We start from the raw sequence: 18,118 nt of genomic DNA on the forward strand, positions 1-18,118 counted from the left end.
GGCTCGATTCCCGCCCGCGGAAAGCGAGCGATTAGCTTCGGAAAATACGACTTCTTAACTTTCTAGACAAGCTAAAAACCGCTGAGAAATCTCAGCGGTTTTCTTTTTGGAAATAAATATAATCAAGCGGGATTCCGGCTTTGCCGAACTGGCGCAATAAAGAAGTGATCTGCCCGCGGTGGTAGCTCGCGTGGTTGACGACGGTGAAAAGCATTTCTTCGCGGCTGTGGCGGAACTCGTCGCCTTTCATATTGCGGTAATCCAGCTCTTCTTGCCAGCTTTCTTCTGATAGTGAGGCGAAATACAATTCCATCTCCGCATGAAGCAAGAGCAAGGCATTTTTCGCTTTCTCGACCGTGTCTACGTCGAAATGTTCAAATTCCGGGCTCTTGACCCCATTCATCCGCTTGAACCACATCTTTTCGACGCCAATGACATGGGCAACCGTTTCACGGATCGATGGAAATGAATTTTCACCTGTTTTTGTGTAATACTCTTCGCCTGAGTCTCCCACCAATTGCAGCACCTTTTGGCTGGCCCATTGGTGATAGGCAAATAATTTCTCGGGATTCATCTGGCACCCTCTCCCTTCATTATCTTTCAAACCATCTCCGCATATCCTTCCACCATCTCAGATAGGCGGCCTTGCCCTTTCAAAAATCCTGTTCGAGCAATGCGTAATAATAATGGTCTTTCCATTCCCCATTGATGAACAGGAATTGTTTGAGCAAGCCTTCTTTTTCAAATCCCGCTTTTTCGAGCACGCGCAGTGAGCCGATGTTATCCGGGGCAACGTACGCTTCCACGCGGTGGAGGCGCAATTGCTCAAATCCGAAAGCCGTGATCAAGCGGACCGCTTCACTCGCAATGCCGCGGCCGATAAACTGTTCGTCCATCGAGTAGCCGACCAAGGCGCTGAGGAACGGCAAGCGCTTGATGCTGTATATGGAAATATGGCCAATCAGCTGATTGCTGTCGTGTGAGAAAATCCCAAAACTGTATTCCCGGTTTTCTCTCGCTTGGTAGATCGATTCACGGATTTTCTCGCGCTGTACGGCGATCGTGAAATAACTATCGCGATGCCTCGGCTCATAAATCGCCCAATAATCGCGGTTTTTCACCAGAATCCGCACCATGTCTTCAGCATCTTCTACGGTGAGTGTGCGCAGATAACACGTTTTCCCTTCAAAAAGCAGATTCATCTTATCCCTCTTCTGCAGTCAATTTGATGAATTCCTCAACATCTTTTGTACACAAGGCAATGCCTTTTTCCCAGAACCCTTTTTCGGTGATATCTTCTCCGAGATGCTTCATCGCCAGTTGTTCTGTACTCATGATCGCCGTGTCCCGGAGCAAGGCCATATATTTCTCTTCAAATCCTTGTCCTTCTTCGAGCGCTTTCGCATACACGCTGAGCGAGAACAAGTAACCGAATGTGTACGGGAAATTGTAGAACGGTACATCGGTGATATAGAAATGCAATTTCGATGCCCAGAAATGTGGATGCCCTTCCGATAAACTGCCGGCAAACGCTTCCTCTTGTGCCTGTTCCATCAATTCGTTCAAGCGGCTTGCCGGAACTACGCCATTCTTGCGTTCTTCATAGAATCTGGTCTCGAACAGGAAGCGGGCATGGATGTTCATGAAAAACGCCACGCTGCGCTGGATCTTGTCTTCCAGCAACGAGATTTTCTCTTCTTTGGTCACAGCATTCTTGACCGCTGCGTCGGCTACGATCATTTCCGCGAAAGTCGACGCCGTTTCGGCGACGTTCATCGCATAGCTGCGGTTCAAGTCATGCATCGGTTGCAGCGCGTGCGTATGGAAGGCATGCCCCAATTCATGGGCTAATGTCGCGACATTGGACATCGATCCGCTATAGGTCATGAAGATGCGCGATTCGCCGCTTTTCGGGAGCGATGTGCAAAAGCCCCCCGGCATCTTATGCGCGCGGTCTTCCGCTTCCACCCAGCCGTTTTCCAGCGCGTGGCGGGAGAATTTCTCCAATTCCGGGCCGAATTTCCCGAAATGGCGGATGATGAACTCCGACCCTTGTTCGTAGTCGAACGACTGGGAGTTTTCCACGACTGGCGCGTCGACATCGTACCAGGCAAGCTGGTCTTTACCAAGCAGTTGCGCCTTGCGCGCCAAGTAATCCGCAAATGGCTGTTTATGTTCGCTGATGGCTTGCCACATGACATCCAAGGTTTCCTGTTTCATGCGGTTCATCTGCAACGGCTCTTCTAGCACATTGTCGACGCCGCGTTTTTTATACATTTGCAGCCGGAATCCTGCGAGCGAGTTCAAAGTTTTGGCAAATAGCTCTTCTTTTTCGCCCCATGCCGCTTCCAGCTTGTCGTAGGCTTCCTTCCTTACGGTTGCATCCTGGTGGGAGCTTAAATTATTCGCTTGCCCCACTGACAAGGTCTTGTCTTCACCGTCAACATCCACTTGGACCGATACGGAGGCGATCAGCAAATCGTATAATTCGCTCCACGCGTGATAACCATCGATGCCGAGCGATGTAATAAGCCCTTCCTCTTGTTCAGACAATAACCGTTTCGCTTCTTTGCGCCATTCGTCCAAGACGAAGGCGAATTCCTGCAAGTCTTCAGTCGAAAGCAGCTCTGACCAGACATTCGGATCCGTCTCCATGAGCGCCTGCTTGAATTTCAAGAAAGCACTTTGGAAACGGGATCGCATCAATGCATGTTCACTTTGCAGCAATGCCGCTTTTTTGTCTTCGGTGTTTTGCGCCATCAAGCAGCCGATAAACGCTCCGGCTTGGCGAAGGTCCACCGATACATCACTGGTCTTTTCCAAGAAAGCCGCTATTAGTTGCGCATCGGCTGTTCGGTTTGGCACATCAAATGTAGCAGCAGCTTGTTCAAAATCGGCCAGTTTATTGCCTGTTGCGTCCAGATGCGTTCTCAATTCAGCTGAATCGCTTCCCCCTGAAAATAAACTATCGAGCTCCCATACTTCCGGATATGTATTCGTCATCTTTTTTCCCCCTGCAGTCACGAATTTTCAAAATACATTAATAAGTATAACATCTCCCTTCAAAGAACGGGAACGGCGACTGCCTGACACATTTCACGATATCGCCATTTTTCAAAAACTTCCTGCACTTTCTTGTTGGTCGTGCGGGCTGGCGAGTTTATACTGATATTTGAGGAGGGATTTCATATGATTCGCGTACTGCTGATGACGCTGGCATTTATCGCCGTCGTCACCATGAATGCCTTGGCGAATATACTGCCGATCAACGGTCAGACTACCGGTGAAATCTCCGACCGTGTGCCGGTCCTCTTTACGCCGGCCGGTTATGCATTTTCCATCTGGTCCGTTATATATATTTTATTGGCTATCTGGATCATCGGCTTTTGGCTGCGCTTGAAAAAAGGAGTGCACCCTTCAGCAAAAGTAACATTGTATTTCATCTTGAGCGCTGTTTTCAATATTGCCTGGCTGCTTTGCTGGCATTATGAGTTCTTTATTTGGTCGATTGCTGCAATGATTGCCTATCTATTGTCGCTGATCGCTTTGTACTTGGAATACGGAAACGGAGAACGGGGCTTTATGGAACGTTTGCCGGTCTCGGTCAATCTTGGCTGGATCAGTGTTGCGACTATCGCCAATATTAGCTATGTCCTGACTTTCTATAGCTGGAGCGGCTGGGGGCTGAGCGATCAGTTGTGGACGGTCATCATGCTGACCGTGGCGACCGCTTTGGCGCTTCATATACGTTTCCACCATTCAGATATCCCGCTGACTTTGGTCTTCATCTGGGCGTTCGTCGCGATCGCCGTACGCCACGGCATGGACGAGATGCTGGTCAGTACGGCAGCTTTATTTTTGAGCGGTGTTTTATTGACTGGCATCTTGTTGATTAAGAAGAAGCCCGCAAAAACAGGTATGACGCCATAAAAAAACAACCATCGGCTGATGGTTGTTTTTTTATATTCGATGATTTTATTTTTCGAGTTTCGTCAGCAAAATCGGCTCGCCTTTTGTGACAAGTACGGTATGTTCGATCTGTGCGACGAGCGATTGATCCGGCGTGATAAAGGTCCAGCCGTCGCCTGATTCGATGATATGTTCAGCCTTTTGGGAAATAAACGGCTCGACTGCGAGCACCATGCCTTCTTTCAAGATCGTCGTTTCCCATGCATCGTAATAATTAAGGATATATTGCGGTGCTTCGTGAAGCGATTTCCCGACGCCATGCCCTGTCAGGTTCTTGATGACGAACAAGCCCTGGTCTTTCGCTTCGCGTTCGACTGCCTTGCCGATCTGGTTCAGCTTGGCACCGGCTTTCACTTTCATCATGGCGCGTTCAAATGCGGATTCCGCCGCTTGGCAAAGCTTTTCTTTCGCTTCGTGCCCTTCACCGACCACGAATGAAATGCCGGTGTCCGCGAAATACTCCCCAAATGATCCGGACACGTCAATATTGACGATATCGCCGTCATTGATAACGCGCTTTCCTGGAATGCCGTGTGCCACTTCTTCGTTGACGCTGATGCATGTATAGCCCGGGAAATCATATTCCGATTTCGGAGCAGAGACACCGCCCCATTCTTTGAACAGGCGTCCGCCCAGTTCATCGAGTTCTTTCGTCGTAATCCCGGGCTTCACGGCCGCTTTCATCGTTTCACGGATTTCTGCCACCATTTGTCCGGCTTTTTTCAAACCTTCAATATCTTTTTCATTAGTCGCTATCATACTGACCCTTCTTTCAAACTATTCTATTTGGACATTATAACATAGAATAAGCCGCTCTCGCCTCTCATACCTTCCGATGATTTCCCATAAATAACCAATAAACAGCATTCATTATTTTCTTTATCCATCAAAAAAGCCGCCTATCGATAAGGCGGCTTTCATCATGAATCCGGCTGCGTCAAACGCGGCGCTGTAATGAACAACAAAGAGCACACAATCGCTGCGACAATCGCAACGGGAATCATATAAGTAGCGTTATAGACTGCTGAATAGACGAAGACATTGCCTTCCGCAAACATGCCGAAGAATAGGATCCCCGTAATGACATGGATCACATAACGGAGAAATGACCCGATCAATACGCCAAGCGCGACCATGGCAATGACTTTTCCGGTCTTTCTCGCACGCACGGCTTCCAAGTAGCGGCCGCGCATCATACCGGCCAAACCGACGACGCCATATGCCAGCAAATAATCCAAAATGACTTGCATGACCACAAAGCCGAACGACAGCGGCGCTACCGAGATAAAGCCCGTGACAATCTGCAGCAAGCCGACTAAAAGCCCCGTGATGACACCCGCTCCGATGCCCCTGCGGAATGCCATCAGCACGATTGGGATCATGACCAGGCTGACCGATCCCCCTTGCGGCATGCGAAAGGCGATAAAATCCAATACAAAGCCGAGAGCTGCAAAAATCGCAATTTCGACCATTAACAATACACGTTTATTCCTCATTCAAACTGCCTCCTTTTGGATTTGCACATCACCAGAAGGGCCGTTTTTAAAAACCATATAAAAAACGGTTTTTCCATCCACATCCCTGCGCAAGTGTTAACTTACAGGTTCGAAGGGTAAGAACTTACTCGTTCACTCTCAGCCAAAGCTCCCCTTGTGGTGTATACAATTATTCCGCTATTATGTGTATTGTACACAACGCATACTTGGCTTGCAAGGCCGTTTCAGCCAAACGGATTAGGGTAATTAGAAACTAGCAAACTTTGTGGAAGGTGGTGGAGGCAGTTTGAAAACTGCCGGATCAATGATTGATTTATTGAAGGATTTGATCAAAATCGAAAGCGATACGAAAGAAGGAGCGAACGAAGCGCTGATGTTCTGCTCTGAATGGCTCAAAGAGCGAGGCGAAGAAGTCGAAGTACACGATAACGACGGCTACCTCATGCTGACAGCAGCTAAAGGGCGAGGCGCCGAAAAGATCATCTGGAACGGCCATGTCGACGTCGTGCCGGGGCATAAAGAGCAATTTTCCCCAATCGAAGAAGGCGACAAACTATATGGCCGCGGGTCGGCAGACATGAAAGCCGGCGTCGCCGCGATGATGCAGGCATTTGTCGACCTCGATGCTTCTGCATTGCCGCGCGAAGTGCATCTACATATCGTCACCGATGAAGAGATCGGCGGGCGCAACACGTCGAAATGGCTGGTCGATCAAGGCCATTACGGCGACTTTGTCATTTGTGGTGAGCCAACCCATTTGAAGATCGGCTTGCAATCGAAAGGCATCCTGAGAATGGATTTGACATTCAAAGGCAAACCGGCTCACGGATCGCGCCCATGGGAAGGCATTAACGCCATCGAATCGGCGATGAAATTCCATGCCGGCATGAACGATTTGCCGTTCCGCAAAGAATCGACGGAATACTATGAGCAGCCTTCCGTTAACTTGCCGATCATCAATGCAGGCGACCGTTATAATGTAGTGCCTGAAATCTGCAAGATGTCCTACGATATCCGCTTCATGCCGGGACAGGACAAGGACGATATTGTCCGCCAAATGGAACAGCTGGCCAACACGCTCGATGTCGATATGGAATACAAGGCGAGCGGTTCGACCCCTGCCTTGACGACGACGGACGACCATCCGTACATCCAGACCTTGATGAAGGCCGTCGAGTCGACGCTTTCGGAACAGCCGGTGCTGTTCGGCCAGCACGGCGCTGCCGACACCCGTTATTACGCCGAGAAAATCGGCGGGCAAGGCGCTATCGAGTTCGGGCCGAGTGGAGACGACTGGCACGGCAACGCTGAATACGTCTCCATTTCAAGTGTCCATTTCTATAAGGATATCCTGATCGCACACGCCAATGCCCCGACAGAGGTTTAAAAAAGGCTGAAATCGGGAAAACTCTATTAAACCTCAATACGAAAAAATGAATGGAGCGATAAATATGGCTATTGGAAGACTTGTCAGATCTGCGATTAAATACGGGCCGATTGCATACCCGATCATCCGTAAAGTGATGAACAACCGCAAGAAGAACAATGCAAACAATGAAAACGATGCACGTAACCGCAGCGACTCACGAAAAAGCCGCTGAACAATAAAAGGCGGAGAAAATGATTCATTTTCTCCGGTCTTTTTATATTGCTTAAGCTTTTTAAATGAGCGGCAATGCCTGGCGAATCGCTAAATAATCCAGATCTTTGCCTTCAGAAGGCTTGGTGGCAGAATCGTCACTTGAAACATCTTCCGAATCGGCCTCTTCTTCATTCGCTTCACCTGACGGCTCTTCCTGTTCTTGCATTTGCTGGATTTCTTCGAACGTTACAGGCGCCGGTTCCGGAAGTTCTGCATCTTCTACTTTAAACCCTTCGCCGTATTGCTCGAAGAATGCGTTCGCCATCTCCTGATAGCCATCTACGTTCGGATGGACGTCTCCGGAATTTGGGACGAGTTCCACGGCATCCTCACCGAAACGGTCGGCTACATCGACAAATGTCGCGCCCGCCTGTTCTGCTTCCTGCTTGAGGATGTCGTTTAATTGCTCCAATTGCCCAGCCGTGCCTTGTTTTTGACTGTCACGGGCATGCGGGTAAGCAAAATAATAGCCCATTACATAGATATCCGCTGACGGCGCAAGCTCTTCCAGTTCAGAAAGAATCGTTTCGACATTTTCACGCGCCGCATTCAGTGCGTAATCCGCTTGGATCTCTTCAAAGCTCAACGCCCCTTCAGCGGCATTCGCTTGCACGAGGCGCAGCAAATCATTCGCTCCGGCAGACACCGTGATAATGTTCGCTTGGCCAAGCAGCTCTTTTGCTTCATCCGACTCGATGCTTTCCAGGACATCTCCTGTGGTGAATCCAGGGAAAGCCAAGTCTTTCGAATAGAACGCCAGCGGCTGGTTGCGCGTTAATTCCTGCGCAATCAAATCTGTATAACCGCTGTCGATTGACCGGTTCGGCGTCTGGCCTGCCGCCAGTGAATCGCCGATCGCCACATAAGCGGCAGGAATTTGCGGCTCCGCAGATGCCGTATTCCCTGCTATTAGCAATAGCCCAGCTGCTGCCGCACTCATTGTCTTTTTCATGTGCTCACCTCGTTAGAATGCCCAATTTCCTTTTCGGAAAATCGCTTCGGTCTTGCCGTCTTCTGTAATGCCGTCGATGTCCATCTCGCTCGAGCCGATCATGAAATCTTCATGGACGATCGATGTATTCAATCCGTAATCCTTTAATTGGTCGCGTTCCAAGTCTTTTCCGCCTTCGAGGCAAGTCGGGTAGGAATCGCCGATTGCCAAATGATTCGATGCATTTTCATCGAACAAGGTGTTGTAGAACAAAATGCCGGAAGCCGATATCGGCGATTCCACCGGCACAAGCGCCACTTCCCCGAGATATGCTGCGCCTTCGTCGGCTGAAAGCAATTCATCCAATAGTTCCTGGCCGATTTCTGCTTGAGCTTTTGTAATACGGCCATTTTCGAAGCGCAACGTGAAGCCATCGATGATATTGCCTTGGTAAACGAGCGGCTTCGTATTACGCACGGTGCCTTCAACTTCCAGTTTGGCCGGCACGGTATATACTTCTTCAGTCGGCATATTGGCGATGAACGGCACATGGTCCGGTGTGCGGGAAGCGCCGCTCATCCAAATATGGCCATCTGGCAAGCCGATCGTCAAATCGGTTCCTGGCGCACGGTAATGCAATTTCCGGTAGCGCCGTTCGTTCAATGCGGCCGCCCGTCGTTCCAGGTTGGCGATATGTTCCTGCCACAACGCGACTGCGTCACCGTCTCCGATGCGCACGGTCTGGAAAATCGCTTGCCACAGAGCAGCCATTTGATCCTCTTCGTCTGGGAACACTTTTTGCGCCCATTTTTCAGAGGGGATCGCAACGATCGACCAAGCGATCTTATCGGATCCGACAGCCTGGCGATAGCGTTCCAATGCTTTTCCAGCGGATTTTTGCGCATCGCTTAAGCGTTTTGCAGGAATGCCTGTAAGCAAATCCGGGTCTTCCGCATCGATCCACAAGAATGCACCTTTATGATCGATGATGGCGTCGCGCTGTTTGACGACCCAATCCGGAAATTCGTGAAACGCGGCGTCCGGTGCCAATTCGTAATGCGTCCGTATAACTGACGGGTCCGTGAACGCGACATGGACTTGCTTAGCCCCTGCTTCGTAGGCTTTCTCGACGACCAAACGCGTGAATTCCACGGTATCCGTCGTCGTCGCAATCAATAGCTCCTGCCCCGGTTGGACATTGACGCCGACACGGACAGTCAATTCCGCATATTGCGCTAACTTGTCCTGAAAGCTCATCATTTTTTCCCCTTTGCTGTAATGGTTTTGCTATTGCCTTCCACCAATTCGCCGCCATGCATGATTTTCTGCACCGGCTTATTCGGCAATTCTTTCGTCAATTTCTTATAATGCTTTTCATCGGCATAAGCCAGAAGCGTCTGCAAATATTGCTCGACTGTCATCGGTGCATCGACATGGATGACGTGCGTCAATTGGTCGATATCAAGCCCGCGCGCTGCCACTTCGGTCGCGATCAATACCGCCGTGTCGCCTTTACGGAAATCGTCCAATGCTTTCTTGCGTTCTTCTTTTTTCATTTCGGAATGCAAAGTCGCGATTTTGGCGTCGCGGAATTTCAGCTTACTTTCCTTCATCAACACTTGGTCGAGATTGTTGACGAATGCAAGTGCTTTTACGCCTGTCATATGCGATAGGCTGCGAAGCAAGTCGGTCTTGTCGCGTTCATCGACTTTAATGAACGAATGCGTCACTTTACCTTGTTTCGGCAACTGTTCAGCCGATACTTGCAAGCGTGTCGGCTGCTTCATCAGGCGTTCTGCCACCAATTCGATTTCTTCTGTAATGGTCGCCGATACCAATACGAGCTGACGATCTTGCTGCGTTCTTTCAATGAGGTCCTTCATGATGCCGCGGTGTTCCCGTGCCATCAATTGGTCGCCTTCATCAAGAACCATGATGCGTACTTCATGCATCTTAAGTTTCTTGGTTTTGACCAATTCGTTCAAGCGCCCTGGTGTACCCACGACGATTGTCGGTTTTTTCTTCAATTTGTCCAATTGGCGCTGGATATTCGCGCCGCCGATCAACGGCGTGACAGTGACATCCGTCCCCGTTGTCCATTCACGCAAGACGTTAACGATTTGCATCGCGAGCTCTTGTGACGGCGCAATGATCATCGCTTGTGTATTCGGTTTTTTCGGATCGACTCGTTCCAAGATCGGCAACAGGTAAGCCAGTGTTTTCCCCGAACCGGTCGGAGATTCCGCTACGATGTCGTTTCCTGCGAGCATTTCCGGAATCATCTGTTCCTGGATCGGCATCGCTTCTGTAAAGCCAGTTTGTTTCCATTTATCCTGCCAGACAGGACTTAGTTCTTCTATAAAATTCATGTGTCATTCCACCTTCTTTTCGATGCCTTAAGTGTACCATATCCGGCTCTTTGCCGCCTTTTTCGGCAAATGAAAAGGCGGTTCCTTTTTTAGAAGGAGCCGCCTCTTGTCAATCTGCATAGCGTTGTTTATAGACGCGTTCTTTTTGTCTTTCTGTCGCTTTCTGGTTGGGCTTTTTAATGAATAACGCCAACAGAAACGCAGCGAGTGCGATGTAAGTCGACACTGTAAACGAAAAGTTGATGCCTTCGAGCATGGCAGGAATGGTCGCTGCCTGCGCGCTTGTCCCCGAAGCGACCAGTTCTTGTGCCGTCGATTCGGTGCGCGTATTCATCAAAGTGACAAGAAACGCTGAACCGATTGCGCCGGAAACCTGCTGTAAAGTATTGTTGATGGCCGTTCCGTGCGGATAAAATTTCATCGGCAATTGGTTGAGCCCGTTCGTCATGACCGGCATCATGACCATTGATATGCCAAACATGCGCAATGTATAGATGGCCATAATTTCATAGTAACCCGTATCCAGCGTCAGATTGCTGAACAAATAGGTAGTAATGACAACAAGAGCCAATCCAGGCAATGCCAGCACTTTAGCTCCATATCGGTCAAAAATGCGGCCTGTAATTGGAGACATAACCCCCATGACGAGCGCTCCCGGCAGCATCATCAAACCGGATTGGATCGGGGAGATGCCTTTAATGGTCTGGATGTAGATCGGCATGAGGATCATGGCCGAAAACATTGCCATCGACAAAGTGACTGAAATAACCGACGACAATGCGAACATCGGATGCTTATAGACGCGCAGCTCCAATAGCGGTTCTTTTAACTTCATTTGTCGGAACGCAAAGGCTGTTAAGGACAATAGGCCGACCGCTATCGTTAAATAAACAGCCGGATTTTCCCAGCCGAGCGAGCCGGCCGAACTGAATCCGTAAAGCAACCCGCCAAACCCAAGGCTCGATAGCACGAGAGACAATGGATCAAGCGACAGCTCACGGTTTTGGAAGGTCAGGTTTTTCAATTTGAAGATCCCGAGCAATAACGGAATCAAAGCGACCGGCAATACGATAAAGAACAGGATTCTCCACGAATAGGTTTGGACGATAAAGCCCGAGAGCGTCGGGCCGATTGCCGGCGCTACGACCATGACCATCCCAAAGACGCCCATTGCCTGCCCTCTTTTTTCGACGGGAAACGCGGCGAGCATGACATTCATCAATAAAGGCATCATGAGGGCAGCGCCTGACGCCTGGACCATACGGCCAATCAATAGGACAGCAAATGTCGGCGCGAGTGCGGCAAGCAAAGTCCCGAGTGAGAACAAGGACATCGCGACAATAAAGATGGCCCGGTTGGAATAACGCTGGATCAAATAAGCGCTCGCCGGAATCAGGATACCGTTGACGAGCATATAACCCGTGACGAGCCATTGAGCCGTCGCAGCGTCTACGTTCAAGTCGGTCATGATTTCCGGGAGTGCAATATTCAAAAGGGTTTGATTGAAAATCGCTACAAATGCCCCGGTGAACAAAATGGCGATGATTGCATAAGGTGGTTTCGATGTTTCTTTCATCTTTCTTTCCTCCGTCTCGCCGATTTAATTCGGCTGATTATACTCTATTGACACATTTTATACTCATGGTATATTTTTTACAAGAAAGACGTCCTGAGAACAGTCTATAAGTTCGAAACATTGATTTCATCAGCTTTTGACGGTATGCTTTTTTTATACTATCAGTCCAAAAAGGGGATATTATGAATCCTAAAAAACAGCAAATCGTCCATGCCGCCCATCGCTTATTCATCCAGAAGGGCTATAACGCTTCATCTATTCAGGACATTCTGGATGAAGCCGGCATCTCCAAAGGAACTTTTTATAATTACTTCACGTCGAAATCGGAATGCCTGATCGCTTTGATGGAATCGATCAGTGAAGATATCCGCGCACAACGCATCGCCGCCGCTTTCGGGGAATCTCCATCCGACACCGACCTGTTTGCGAGACAATTAGCGATTCGCATCCGCATGAATCATGAGAAGAACCTATTCTCCCTGTACGAAAGCATCTTCTATTCACAAGACGAGGAATTGAAAGCTTTCGGGAAAAGCCAGTACATTGCGGAGCTCAAGTGGCTGAGCAGCCGCATTGTGGATATGTTCGGTGAAGAGGTGCGTCCTTATGCACTGGAAAATGCCGCGATGGCCAACGGAGCGCTCCAGCAATTGATGCATGTTTGGCGGCTCGGCACTGGCCAGCAGCTGCCGCTTGATGAACTAACGGTCTACATCGTCCATCGCATGAAACAAGCAGTAGAGGCCCAATTAAAAGACGGCAAGCGATTTTTATCCGAGCATCTGCTAGAGCAAAACGGGCAGTCGCCAACTTTAGCCGACAGATCAAAGCAATTGCAGGCGCTTGCCGCTGCTGAAAAAAATCCGGACTTGCAGCAAATGATCGCATTTCTTGCCGATGAACTTATAGCTCCAAACCCGCGTAAAGCGATCGTCAACAGTGTGCTGACTACTTTAGGCCAAAGCACGGACGATGCCGAACTGCAGATTTTCTTGGAACATGTATGGCGCCAGATCAAATAAAAAATCCCCTTCCTCGGATGAAATTCCAAAGAAGGGGATTTTTTATGAGGGGCGCCTCCGTCCCACTGTCGCTTGTTCAAACGCATAAGCATATTCAATCAACTTCGGTTCGTCAAATGCCTGTCCGGTAAACGTGATGCCGAACGGTTCTCCTGATTCCGTCATTCCAGACGGCACCGTGATCGAAGGGAACCCTGCAGCAGCCCCGATATTGCAGCCAAAATCCTGCGGCAGAACAAGCGCATCCGCCCCGGCTTGCCCGAGGCGCTTATGTTGCGTTCAAGCGCCTCGACGTACTCCCTCTCCGTCAAGTTTCCGCTCATGCCATTGGCCTGCTCCAATAAATTCTGGCCGAATTTCAACATCTGTTCCGCATGCTCTTCATTATATGAAATGATGTCACTCATTGAACGGATCCGGTGATCGGGATTCGAGCGCGCCAAATAGGCGTTTAAGTCTGATTTAAATTCATGGAGCAGCACCGCAAAACCGAGATCTTCCTGATCGGCGCCAAGATCGATTTCTTTGATGGTGGCTCCGCATGCCCGCAGCTGCTCCATGGCCTGCTCGAATGCGGCAGATTGCTGTCCCGTAATATCCGTGAACAATTGGCGGTCCATACCGAATACAGCCCCAGATAACCCGTCTTGTTTTAAATGCTGCTGCCAATCATAGCCCTTGAACTGCTCGGCAAACAGCGTGATTTCGTCATTCGGGTCTGACCCGACCAAAGCCGCAAACACCGTAACCGCATCTTCCACTGTGCGTGCAAGCGGCCCGGCAGTATCTTGCGTATGCGATAAGGGAATGATCCCTGCGCGGCTGATGAGGCCGATCGTCGGCTTAATGCCGACGAGGCTGTTCTGCGCTGCCGGGTTGATGATCGAACCGGAAGTTTCCGTCCCGACCGCAGCCGTAGCCAGATTCGAAGCCACTCCGGCCGCCGATCCTGAACTCGACCCGCCGACATCGAATGCGCCGTATGGGTTTTTCACTTGGCCGCCCCGCGAACTATAGCCGTTGGTCATTTTATCGCTCATAAAATTCGCCCACTCGGTCATATTGGTTTTTCCGAGAATGATCGCACCCGCCGCACGCAGTTTTTCCACCACTTTCGCATCGCGCAGCGCGTAATGGTCGGCCATGGCAAGTGAACCGGCACTTGTATGCATTTTATCGCCAGTGTCCATATTGTCTTTGACGAGCAGAGGGATGCCGTGCAGTTTCGAGCGCGGCCCTTTATACTTCCGTTCGAAATCCAGCGCTTGGGCAATAAGCAAGGCGTCGGGATTGATCTCAAGCACGGCGTGGGTATTTTTATCGCGCAGCGAAATATTTTCTTTATACATCAGCACGAGTTCTTCCGACGTCAGCTTGCCCGTTTCCATTTCTTTTTGCAACTGGGCAATCGTCATTTCGTCGAGCTTGTTTTTGCGGTAGTCTTCCAGTTTTTGATGATGCATGACTGTTCCTCCCACATGATGCAAAATTAACCCTTTTCCAGGGCCATAGATATCTAAAAAAGCCTGAGCTCATGAGCTTAGGCTTTTATCGGTATATTCCTTTAACAGTTCATATAAGGACAGTTCGTAAAGCTGCCTGCCGTTGATCTTGAAGACATTCTTCGAAACGAGCTCATCAATGACCATCGACCGTTTGTCTTCGAATTTTGACTCGGGTATGTGTTCCATCGTGCTTCTTCTCTCCTTGCAGATAGTATCACTATTTCTATACCCGAAACGATCACAGCCTAAAACCTGCCAAAAGAAAAACTGCCGATAATTTTTTGGTCCGCCCTCGTTTCGACAAATTTCAGCTCAGCCTTTGTCAGGATAGCGCTCCTGCAAATACGCTGCTGCATTTTGGATCAATTCTTTCAGCACTTCCGAATCGATATCGCTGAGTTTATTGATGTAGATGCAGGATTTGCCCGACGTGCATTTCCCCAGACGCTCGAGTGCATCCGGCTCTTTTTCTGCACAGCCTGTCAGGTATAAGCTGATTTTCGCTTTACGCGGGGAAAATCCAGCAAGCGGTGCATCGCCTTCATGGCCGGTTGCGTAGCGGTAATGATAAGAACCGAAGCCAATGATGCTGTCTCCCCACATTTTCGCCGGATGCCCGGTCGCTTGTTCAAAAATCTCCAGCAGTCGGTAAGCATCTTCTTTTTTTGACGGCTTTTCGACCGATTCGATGAATTCAATGACACTGCCTTCGTGTTCTTTCGTTTTTTGTTCGTACATCCCTACTCCTCCTCCAGAAAACTCCTGGTCTCTACTTCCACATATAATGTCCATTGTCCTGCCTCAACACCTAACGCCAGATACGGAACGTGGTGGTCATTTTCGTTCCTCTAAGGTGAAATCAAAATGAAATACATCTTCTCTTGTTCCAAGCGAGCTATATAGTTTCACGGCAGCCGTGTCCACAGGATCCGCTTGGACAAAGACAACCCACGCGCCTAAACCTTGCGCTTCCGCCTGGACAAACTGAATCAGTCCGGTTGCGACTTTTCTCCTGCGGTATTTGCTGGCCACCGCCAAATCATAGATGTATACTTCCTTCCGCTGCTGCTCGAATTTATCCAAGACGTACGCGACAAGCCCGCCTGCAAGTTCGCCGCCAGACAATGCAACACAAACGAGGACATGCTCTTTTGCCAATAAAGATTGGAGATAGCCATCGGGCGGCGGGTTTTCGAGATACGTTTCTTGTTCCTCAAAGGCATCCGCAAACAAAACATTCAACTCCCTGAACCGCTCCAGTGACTGTGCATCATCCGCCAGCCGTTTAAAGTGGATGTCTGACATGATTTCCGACTCCCTTTCTTGCTACTTGGCCTGCTCCCTTTCCATTGCCTACGCTTTGTATTGACTGCTGAAGCGTTCGGCCAATTCCTCGATTTGCTGTTCTCTTTTCTTATGGGACCAATTGATTATGGCCGTCGATTTGACCACTCCCCCTTTTGCTTCAAGCGATGTCGTCATTTTGGACATGGCCCTATTGCCGCCCATCCATTTATAGCGGAATTGCTGCGTCAAGAAACAAGATACCGGTGCTTGGCCGAGATCCGAAAGTTGTTCCGCATACTTTATAAACCCAGGACATAGCGTAAAGCCCTGCACCCATGCACCAAAAATCAAAGCATCATATCCTTTGATTTCCGGCAATGAATCCAATTGTACAGCTGTTGGATTTTTCGTTTCTTCATTCTCGAGATTTTGCATCCTCCTTAACTGCACTTTGTGGCCATCGCCCTGTAATTTTTCACGAAGCTGTTCCCCGACAAGCAAGGTATGCCCGGTCTGGGAATGCACGATAATGCCGATTTTCATACCGTTCCCTCCTTCGTTGAAGCATCCGCAATTCCATGGTCGCACTCCGTCACTGATGATTGATTACTTCCCTGTCCCGCAGAATATTCCTTCCTGCTAAAGTACAAATTTTCATTTTGATCCCCTATTGCATAAAAAAACCCCCAATGCTGTTCAAAGAACAGTCATCAGGGATGGGGTTTTTACATTTAATTCCATTAACTAATAAAGAATTAGCTTCTCGTCAGCCACGCGACACATTCAACGTGCGTCGTCTGCGGGAACATATCGACCGGCTGGACTTCCTGCGTCCGGTAGCCGCCGTCTTCCAAAATTCGCAGGTCGCGTGCCAGCGTCGCCGGGTTGCAGGAGACGTAAACGATGCGCTCTGGCTGTTGTTCGAGCATCGTTTGAAGGAGTGCTTCATCGCAGCCTTTGCGCGGCGGGTCGACGACAAGCACATCGGCTTCTTTGCCATCTTTATACCAGCGCGGAATGACTTCTTCGGCGGGTCCTGCTTCAAATAAGGTATTCGTAAAGCCGTTCAAATCGGCATTGCGTTTGGCATCTTCAATCGCCTGCGGGACGATCTCGACACCCATGACGAATTTCGCGCGCTGTGCAAGGAATAGCGAAATCGTGCCGATGCCGCAATACGCATCGATCACCGTTTCCGTTCCTGTCAGCCCCGCGTAATCTAGCGCCTGACCGTACAGCACTTCCGTCTGTTCCGGGTTGACCTGATAGAACGAACGCGCAGAGATCTCGAAACGCACATCGCCAATCCGGTCTTCGATGATGTCCTTGCCCCATAGATTGATCGTTTCATTCCCGAAAATGACATTGGTCTTTTCTGGGTTAACGTTCTGCATGATTGACGTCACGTCCGGCAATGCCGCACGGATCGCTTCCACGGCGCGCTCTGCTTGCGGGAATTTCTGCTTTTTCGTCACCAACACGACCATCAATTCGCCTGTCACGCGCCCTTTGCGCAGAACGACGTGGCGCAGCATGCCGCGATGCGTCTTTTCTTCATACGGCTCGATGCCCATGTCCTGCAAATTACGCTTGAGCGACGCCATCAAAATATCCGCTTCCGGTGTCTGAATCAAGCAGATATCGGTATCCGCAATACGGTGCGAGCGCGGCTGGTAGAAACCAGCGACGACACGCCCATCTTCTTGGCCGAACGGAATCTGCGATTTATTGCGGTAGCGCCACGGATTGTCCATGCCTTTGACCGGATGGACCGGCACGTCCGGCAATTTGCCGAGTCGCGCCATCGCATCGCGCACGACTTTCTCTTTGTATTTCAATTGCCCTTCGTAGGACAGGTGCTGCAATTGGCAGCCGCCGCAAATCTCAAACACCGGGCACGGCGCATCGATGCGGTCTGCGGATTTCTCTTCGATCGAGATGAGTTTCGCAAACCCGTAGGATTTCAATGTTTTCAATACATGCACTGTGACGGTCTCCCCGGGCAATGCATCTTTGATGAATAGCGGATAGCCGTCCACTTTGGCAACGCCGGCACCATCATGCGTCAAGTCTTCGACGTAGACGGACAAGCGGTCATTTTTCGTTACTGGTTTCATTACGTTCACTCCATTTCACATTGACTTATTGTAACATATCCGCTTTTTAAGCAGTAAAAAACTGCGGCGGGAAATTCCCGCCACAGTTTTATTTTTTGTCTTTCGTTACCGGGCCATCTTTCAGTGATATCCAGAAACCGACGGCAATCGCCAGGATGATCACCAGAAACGGCGCATAGAAAATGAAGAAATCATTCATCTTTC

21 protein-coding genes and 1 riboswitch are annotated in these 18,118 nt (G+C 49.7%); of the genes, 4 read left to right on the plus strand and 17 right to left on the minus strand.

Features of this window, described 5'->3' with window-relative positions; genetic code table 11:
- Positions 1-91: 91 nt before the first annotated feature.
- From ON064_RS01470 to ON064_RS01480, 3 genes are all read right to left on the minus strand, one after another.
- Positions 92-574 (minus strand): DinB family protein, encoded by a 483-nt coding sequence (locus ON064_RS01470; RefSeq protein WP_274623324.1) that lies wholly within the window; start codon positions 572-574, stop codon positions 92-94.
- A gap of 79 nt (positions 575-653) precedes the next feature.
- Complete coding sequence (locus tag ON064_RS01475) at positions 654-1,202, minus strand: GNAT family N-acetyltransferase (protein WP_274623325.1); 549 nt, start codon at positions 1,200-1,202, stop codon at positions 654-656.
- A gap of 1 nt (position 1,203) precedes the next feature.
- On the minus strand, positions 1,204-3,003 hold the full coding sequence (locus ON064_RS01480; protein ID WP_274623326.1) for a M3 family oligoendopeptidase: 1,800 nt from the start codon (positions 3,001-3,003) through the stop codon (positions 1,204-1,206).
- Between the two features lie 186 nt (positions 3,004-3,189).
- Between ON064_RS01480 and ON064_RS01485 the strand changes: the two genes are divergently transcribed.
- Positions 3,190-3,930 carry a tryptophan-rich sensory protein gene (locus tag ON064_RS01485; RefSeq protein WP_274623327.1) on the plus strand — a complete coding sequence of 247 codons (741 nt, stop codon included), beginning with the start codon at positions 3,190-3,192 and terminating at the stop codon, positions 3,928-3,930.
- A gap of 45 nt (positions 3,931-3,975) precedes the next feature.
- Here the strand turns inward: ON064_RS01485 and map are convergent, their stop codons facing one another.
- Positions 3,976-4,728 carry a type I methionyl aminopeptidase gene (gene map / locus ON064_RS01490; RefSeq protein WP_211653615.1) on the minus strand — a complete coding sequence of 251 codons (753 nt, stop codon included), beginning with the start codon at positions 4,726-4,728 and terminating at the stop codon, positions 3,976-3,978.
- Positions 4,729-4,889: 161 nt separating this feature from the next.
- Positions 4,890-5,465, minus strand: a complete 576-nt coding sequence (thiT, locus tag ON064_RS01495) for an energy-coupled thiamine transporter ThiT (protein ID WP_058381377.1) — start codon at positions 5,463-5,465, stop codon at positions 4,890-4,892.
- A gap of 65 nt (positions 5,466-5,530) precedes the next feature.
- Positions 5,531-5,630, minus strand: a riboswitch (TPP riboswitch).
- Positions 5,631-5,769: 139 nt separating this feature from the next.
- Here thiT and ON064_RS01500 point away from each other — a divergent pair.
- Entirely contained in the window at positions 5,770-6,852 is a 1,083-nt protein-coding gene (locus ON064_RS01500) for a M20 family metallopeptidase (RefSeq protein ID WP_274623358.1), read from the plus strand.
- Between the two features lie 64 nt (positions 6,853-6,916).
- A complete protein-coding gene (locus tag ON064_RS01505; RefSeq protein WP_167456542.1) occupies positions 6,917-7,066 on the plus strand; it encodes a hypothetical protein in 150 nt (49 codons plus the stop codon).
- A 60-nt stretch (positions 7,067-7,126) separates the two neighbouring features.
- On the opposite strand, the gene ON064_RS01510 is transcribed toward ON064_RS01505, so the two are convergent.
- The 4 genes from ON064_RS01510 to ON064_RS01525 form a co-directional block, all read right to left on the minus strand.
- Positions 7,127-8,059, minus strand: a complete 933-nt coding sequence (locus ON064_RS01510; RefSeq protein ID WP_274623328.1) for an SGNH/GDSL hydrolase family protein — start codon at positions 8,057-8,059, stop codon at positions 7,127-7,129.
- A 12-nt stretch (positions 8,060-8,071) separates the two neighbouring features.
- Positions 8,072-9,295, minus strand: a complete 1,224-nt coding sequence (locus tag ON064_RS01515) for an aminopeptidase (protein ID WP_121301238.1) — start codon at positions 9,293-9,295, stop codon at positions 8,072-8,074.
- Complete coding sequence (locus ON064_RS01520; protein WP_274623329.1) at positions 9,295-10,407, minus strand: DEAD/DEAH box helicase; 1,113 nt, start codon at positions 10,405-10,407, stop codon at positions 9,295-9,297. Before ON064_RS01520 ends, ON064_RS01515 begins: the two co-directional genes overlap by 1 nt.
- 109 nt (positions 10,408-10,516) lie before the next feature.
- Positions 10,517-11,983: an MDR family MFS transporter gene (locus tag ON064_RS01525; protein WP_274623330.1), complete on the minus strand. Its 1,467-nt coding sequence runs from the start codon at positions 11,981-11,983 to the stop codon at positions 10,517-10,519.
- 182 nt (positions 11,984-12,165) lie between these two features.
- On the opposite strand from ON064_RS01525, the gene ON064_RS01530 reads away from it, so the two are divergent.
- Positions 12,166-13,005 (plus strand): TetR/AcrR family transcriptional regulator, encoded by an 840-nt coding sequence (locus ON064_RS01530; protein WP_274623331.1) that lies wholly within the window; start codon positions 12,166-12,168, stop codon positions 13,003-13,005.
- Positions 13,006-13,047: 42 nt separating this feature from the next.
- Here the strand turns inward: ON064_RS01530 and ON064_RS18375 are convergent, their stop codons facing one another.
- From ON064_RS18375 to cydS, 8 genes are all read right to left on the minus strand, one after another.
- Positions 13,048-13,170, minus strand: a complete 123-nt coding sequence (locus ON064_RS18375; RefSeq protein ID WP_342455305.1) for a hypothetical protein — start codon at positions 13,168-13,170, stop codon at positions 13,048-13,050.
- Positions 13,167-14,468 carry an amidase family protein gene (locus ON064_RS01535; protein ID WP_342455306.1) on the minus strand — a complete coding sequence of 434 codons (1,302 nt, stop codon included), beginning with the start codon at positions 14,466-14,468 and terminating at the stop codon, positions 13,167-13,169. Before ON064_RS01535 ends, ON064_RS18375 begins: the two co-directional genes overlap by 4 nt.
- A 69-nt stretch (positions 14,469-14,537) precedes the next feature.
- Positions 14,538-14,696, minus strand: a complete 159-nt coding sequence (fbpA, locus tag ON064_RS01540) for a Fur-regulated basic protein FbpA (protein WP_083509116.1) — start codon at positions 14,694-14,696, stop codon at positions 14,538-14,540.
- 126 nt (positions 14,697-14,822) lie between these two features.
- Complete coding sequence (locus ON064_RS01545; RefSeq protein ID WP_058381384.1) at positions 14,823-15,248, minus strand: DUF1801 domain-containing protein; 426 nt, start codon at positions 15,246-15,248, stop codon at positions 14,823-14,825.
- Positions 15,249-15,344: 96 nt separating this feature from the next.
- Positions 15,345-15,815 carry a GNAT family N-acetyltransferase gene (locus ON064_RS01550; RefSeq protein WP_274623332.1) on the minus strand — a complete coding sequence of 157 codons (471 nt, stop codon included), beginning with the start codon at positions 15,813-15,815 and terminating at the stop codon, positions 15,345-15,347.
- Between the two features lie 48 nt (positions 15,816-15,863).
- On the minus strand, positions 15,864-16,340 hold the full coding sequence (locus ON064_RS01555; RefSeq protein WP_274623333.1) for a flavodoxin family protein: 477 nt from the start codon (positions 16,338-16,340) through the stop codon (positions 15,864-15,866).
- 212 nt (positions 16,341-16,552) lie between these two features.
- A complete protein-coding gene (rlmD, locus tag ON064_RS01560; protein WP_274623334.1) occupies positions 16,553-17,914 on the minus strand; it encodes a 23S rRNA (uracil(1939)-C(5))-methyltransferase RlmD in 1,362 nt (453 codons plus the stop codon).
- 88 nt (positions 17,915-18,002) lie between these two features.
- Positions 18,003-18,113 (minus strand): cytochrome bd oxidase small subunit CydS family protein, encoded by a 111-nt coding sequence (gene cydS, locus ON064_RS18430; RefSeq protein WP_374703198.1) that lies wholly within the window; start codon positions 18,111-18,113, stop codon positions 18,003-18,005.
- Positions 18,114-18,118: the final 5 nt, after the last annotated feature.

The organism is Planococcus sp. A6 (assembly GCF_028823615.1).
In the GTDB taxonomy this organism is placed as follows: domain Bacteria; phylum Bacillota; class Bacilli; order Bacillales_A; family Planococcaceae; genus Planococcus.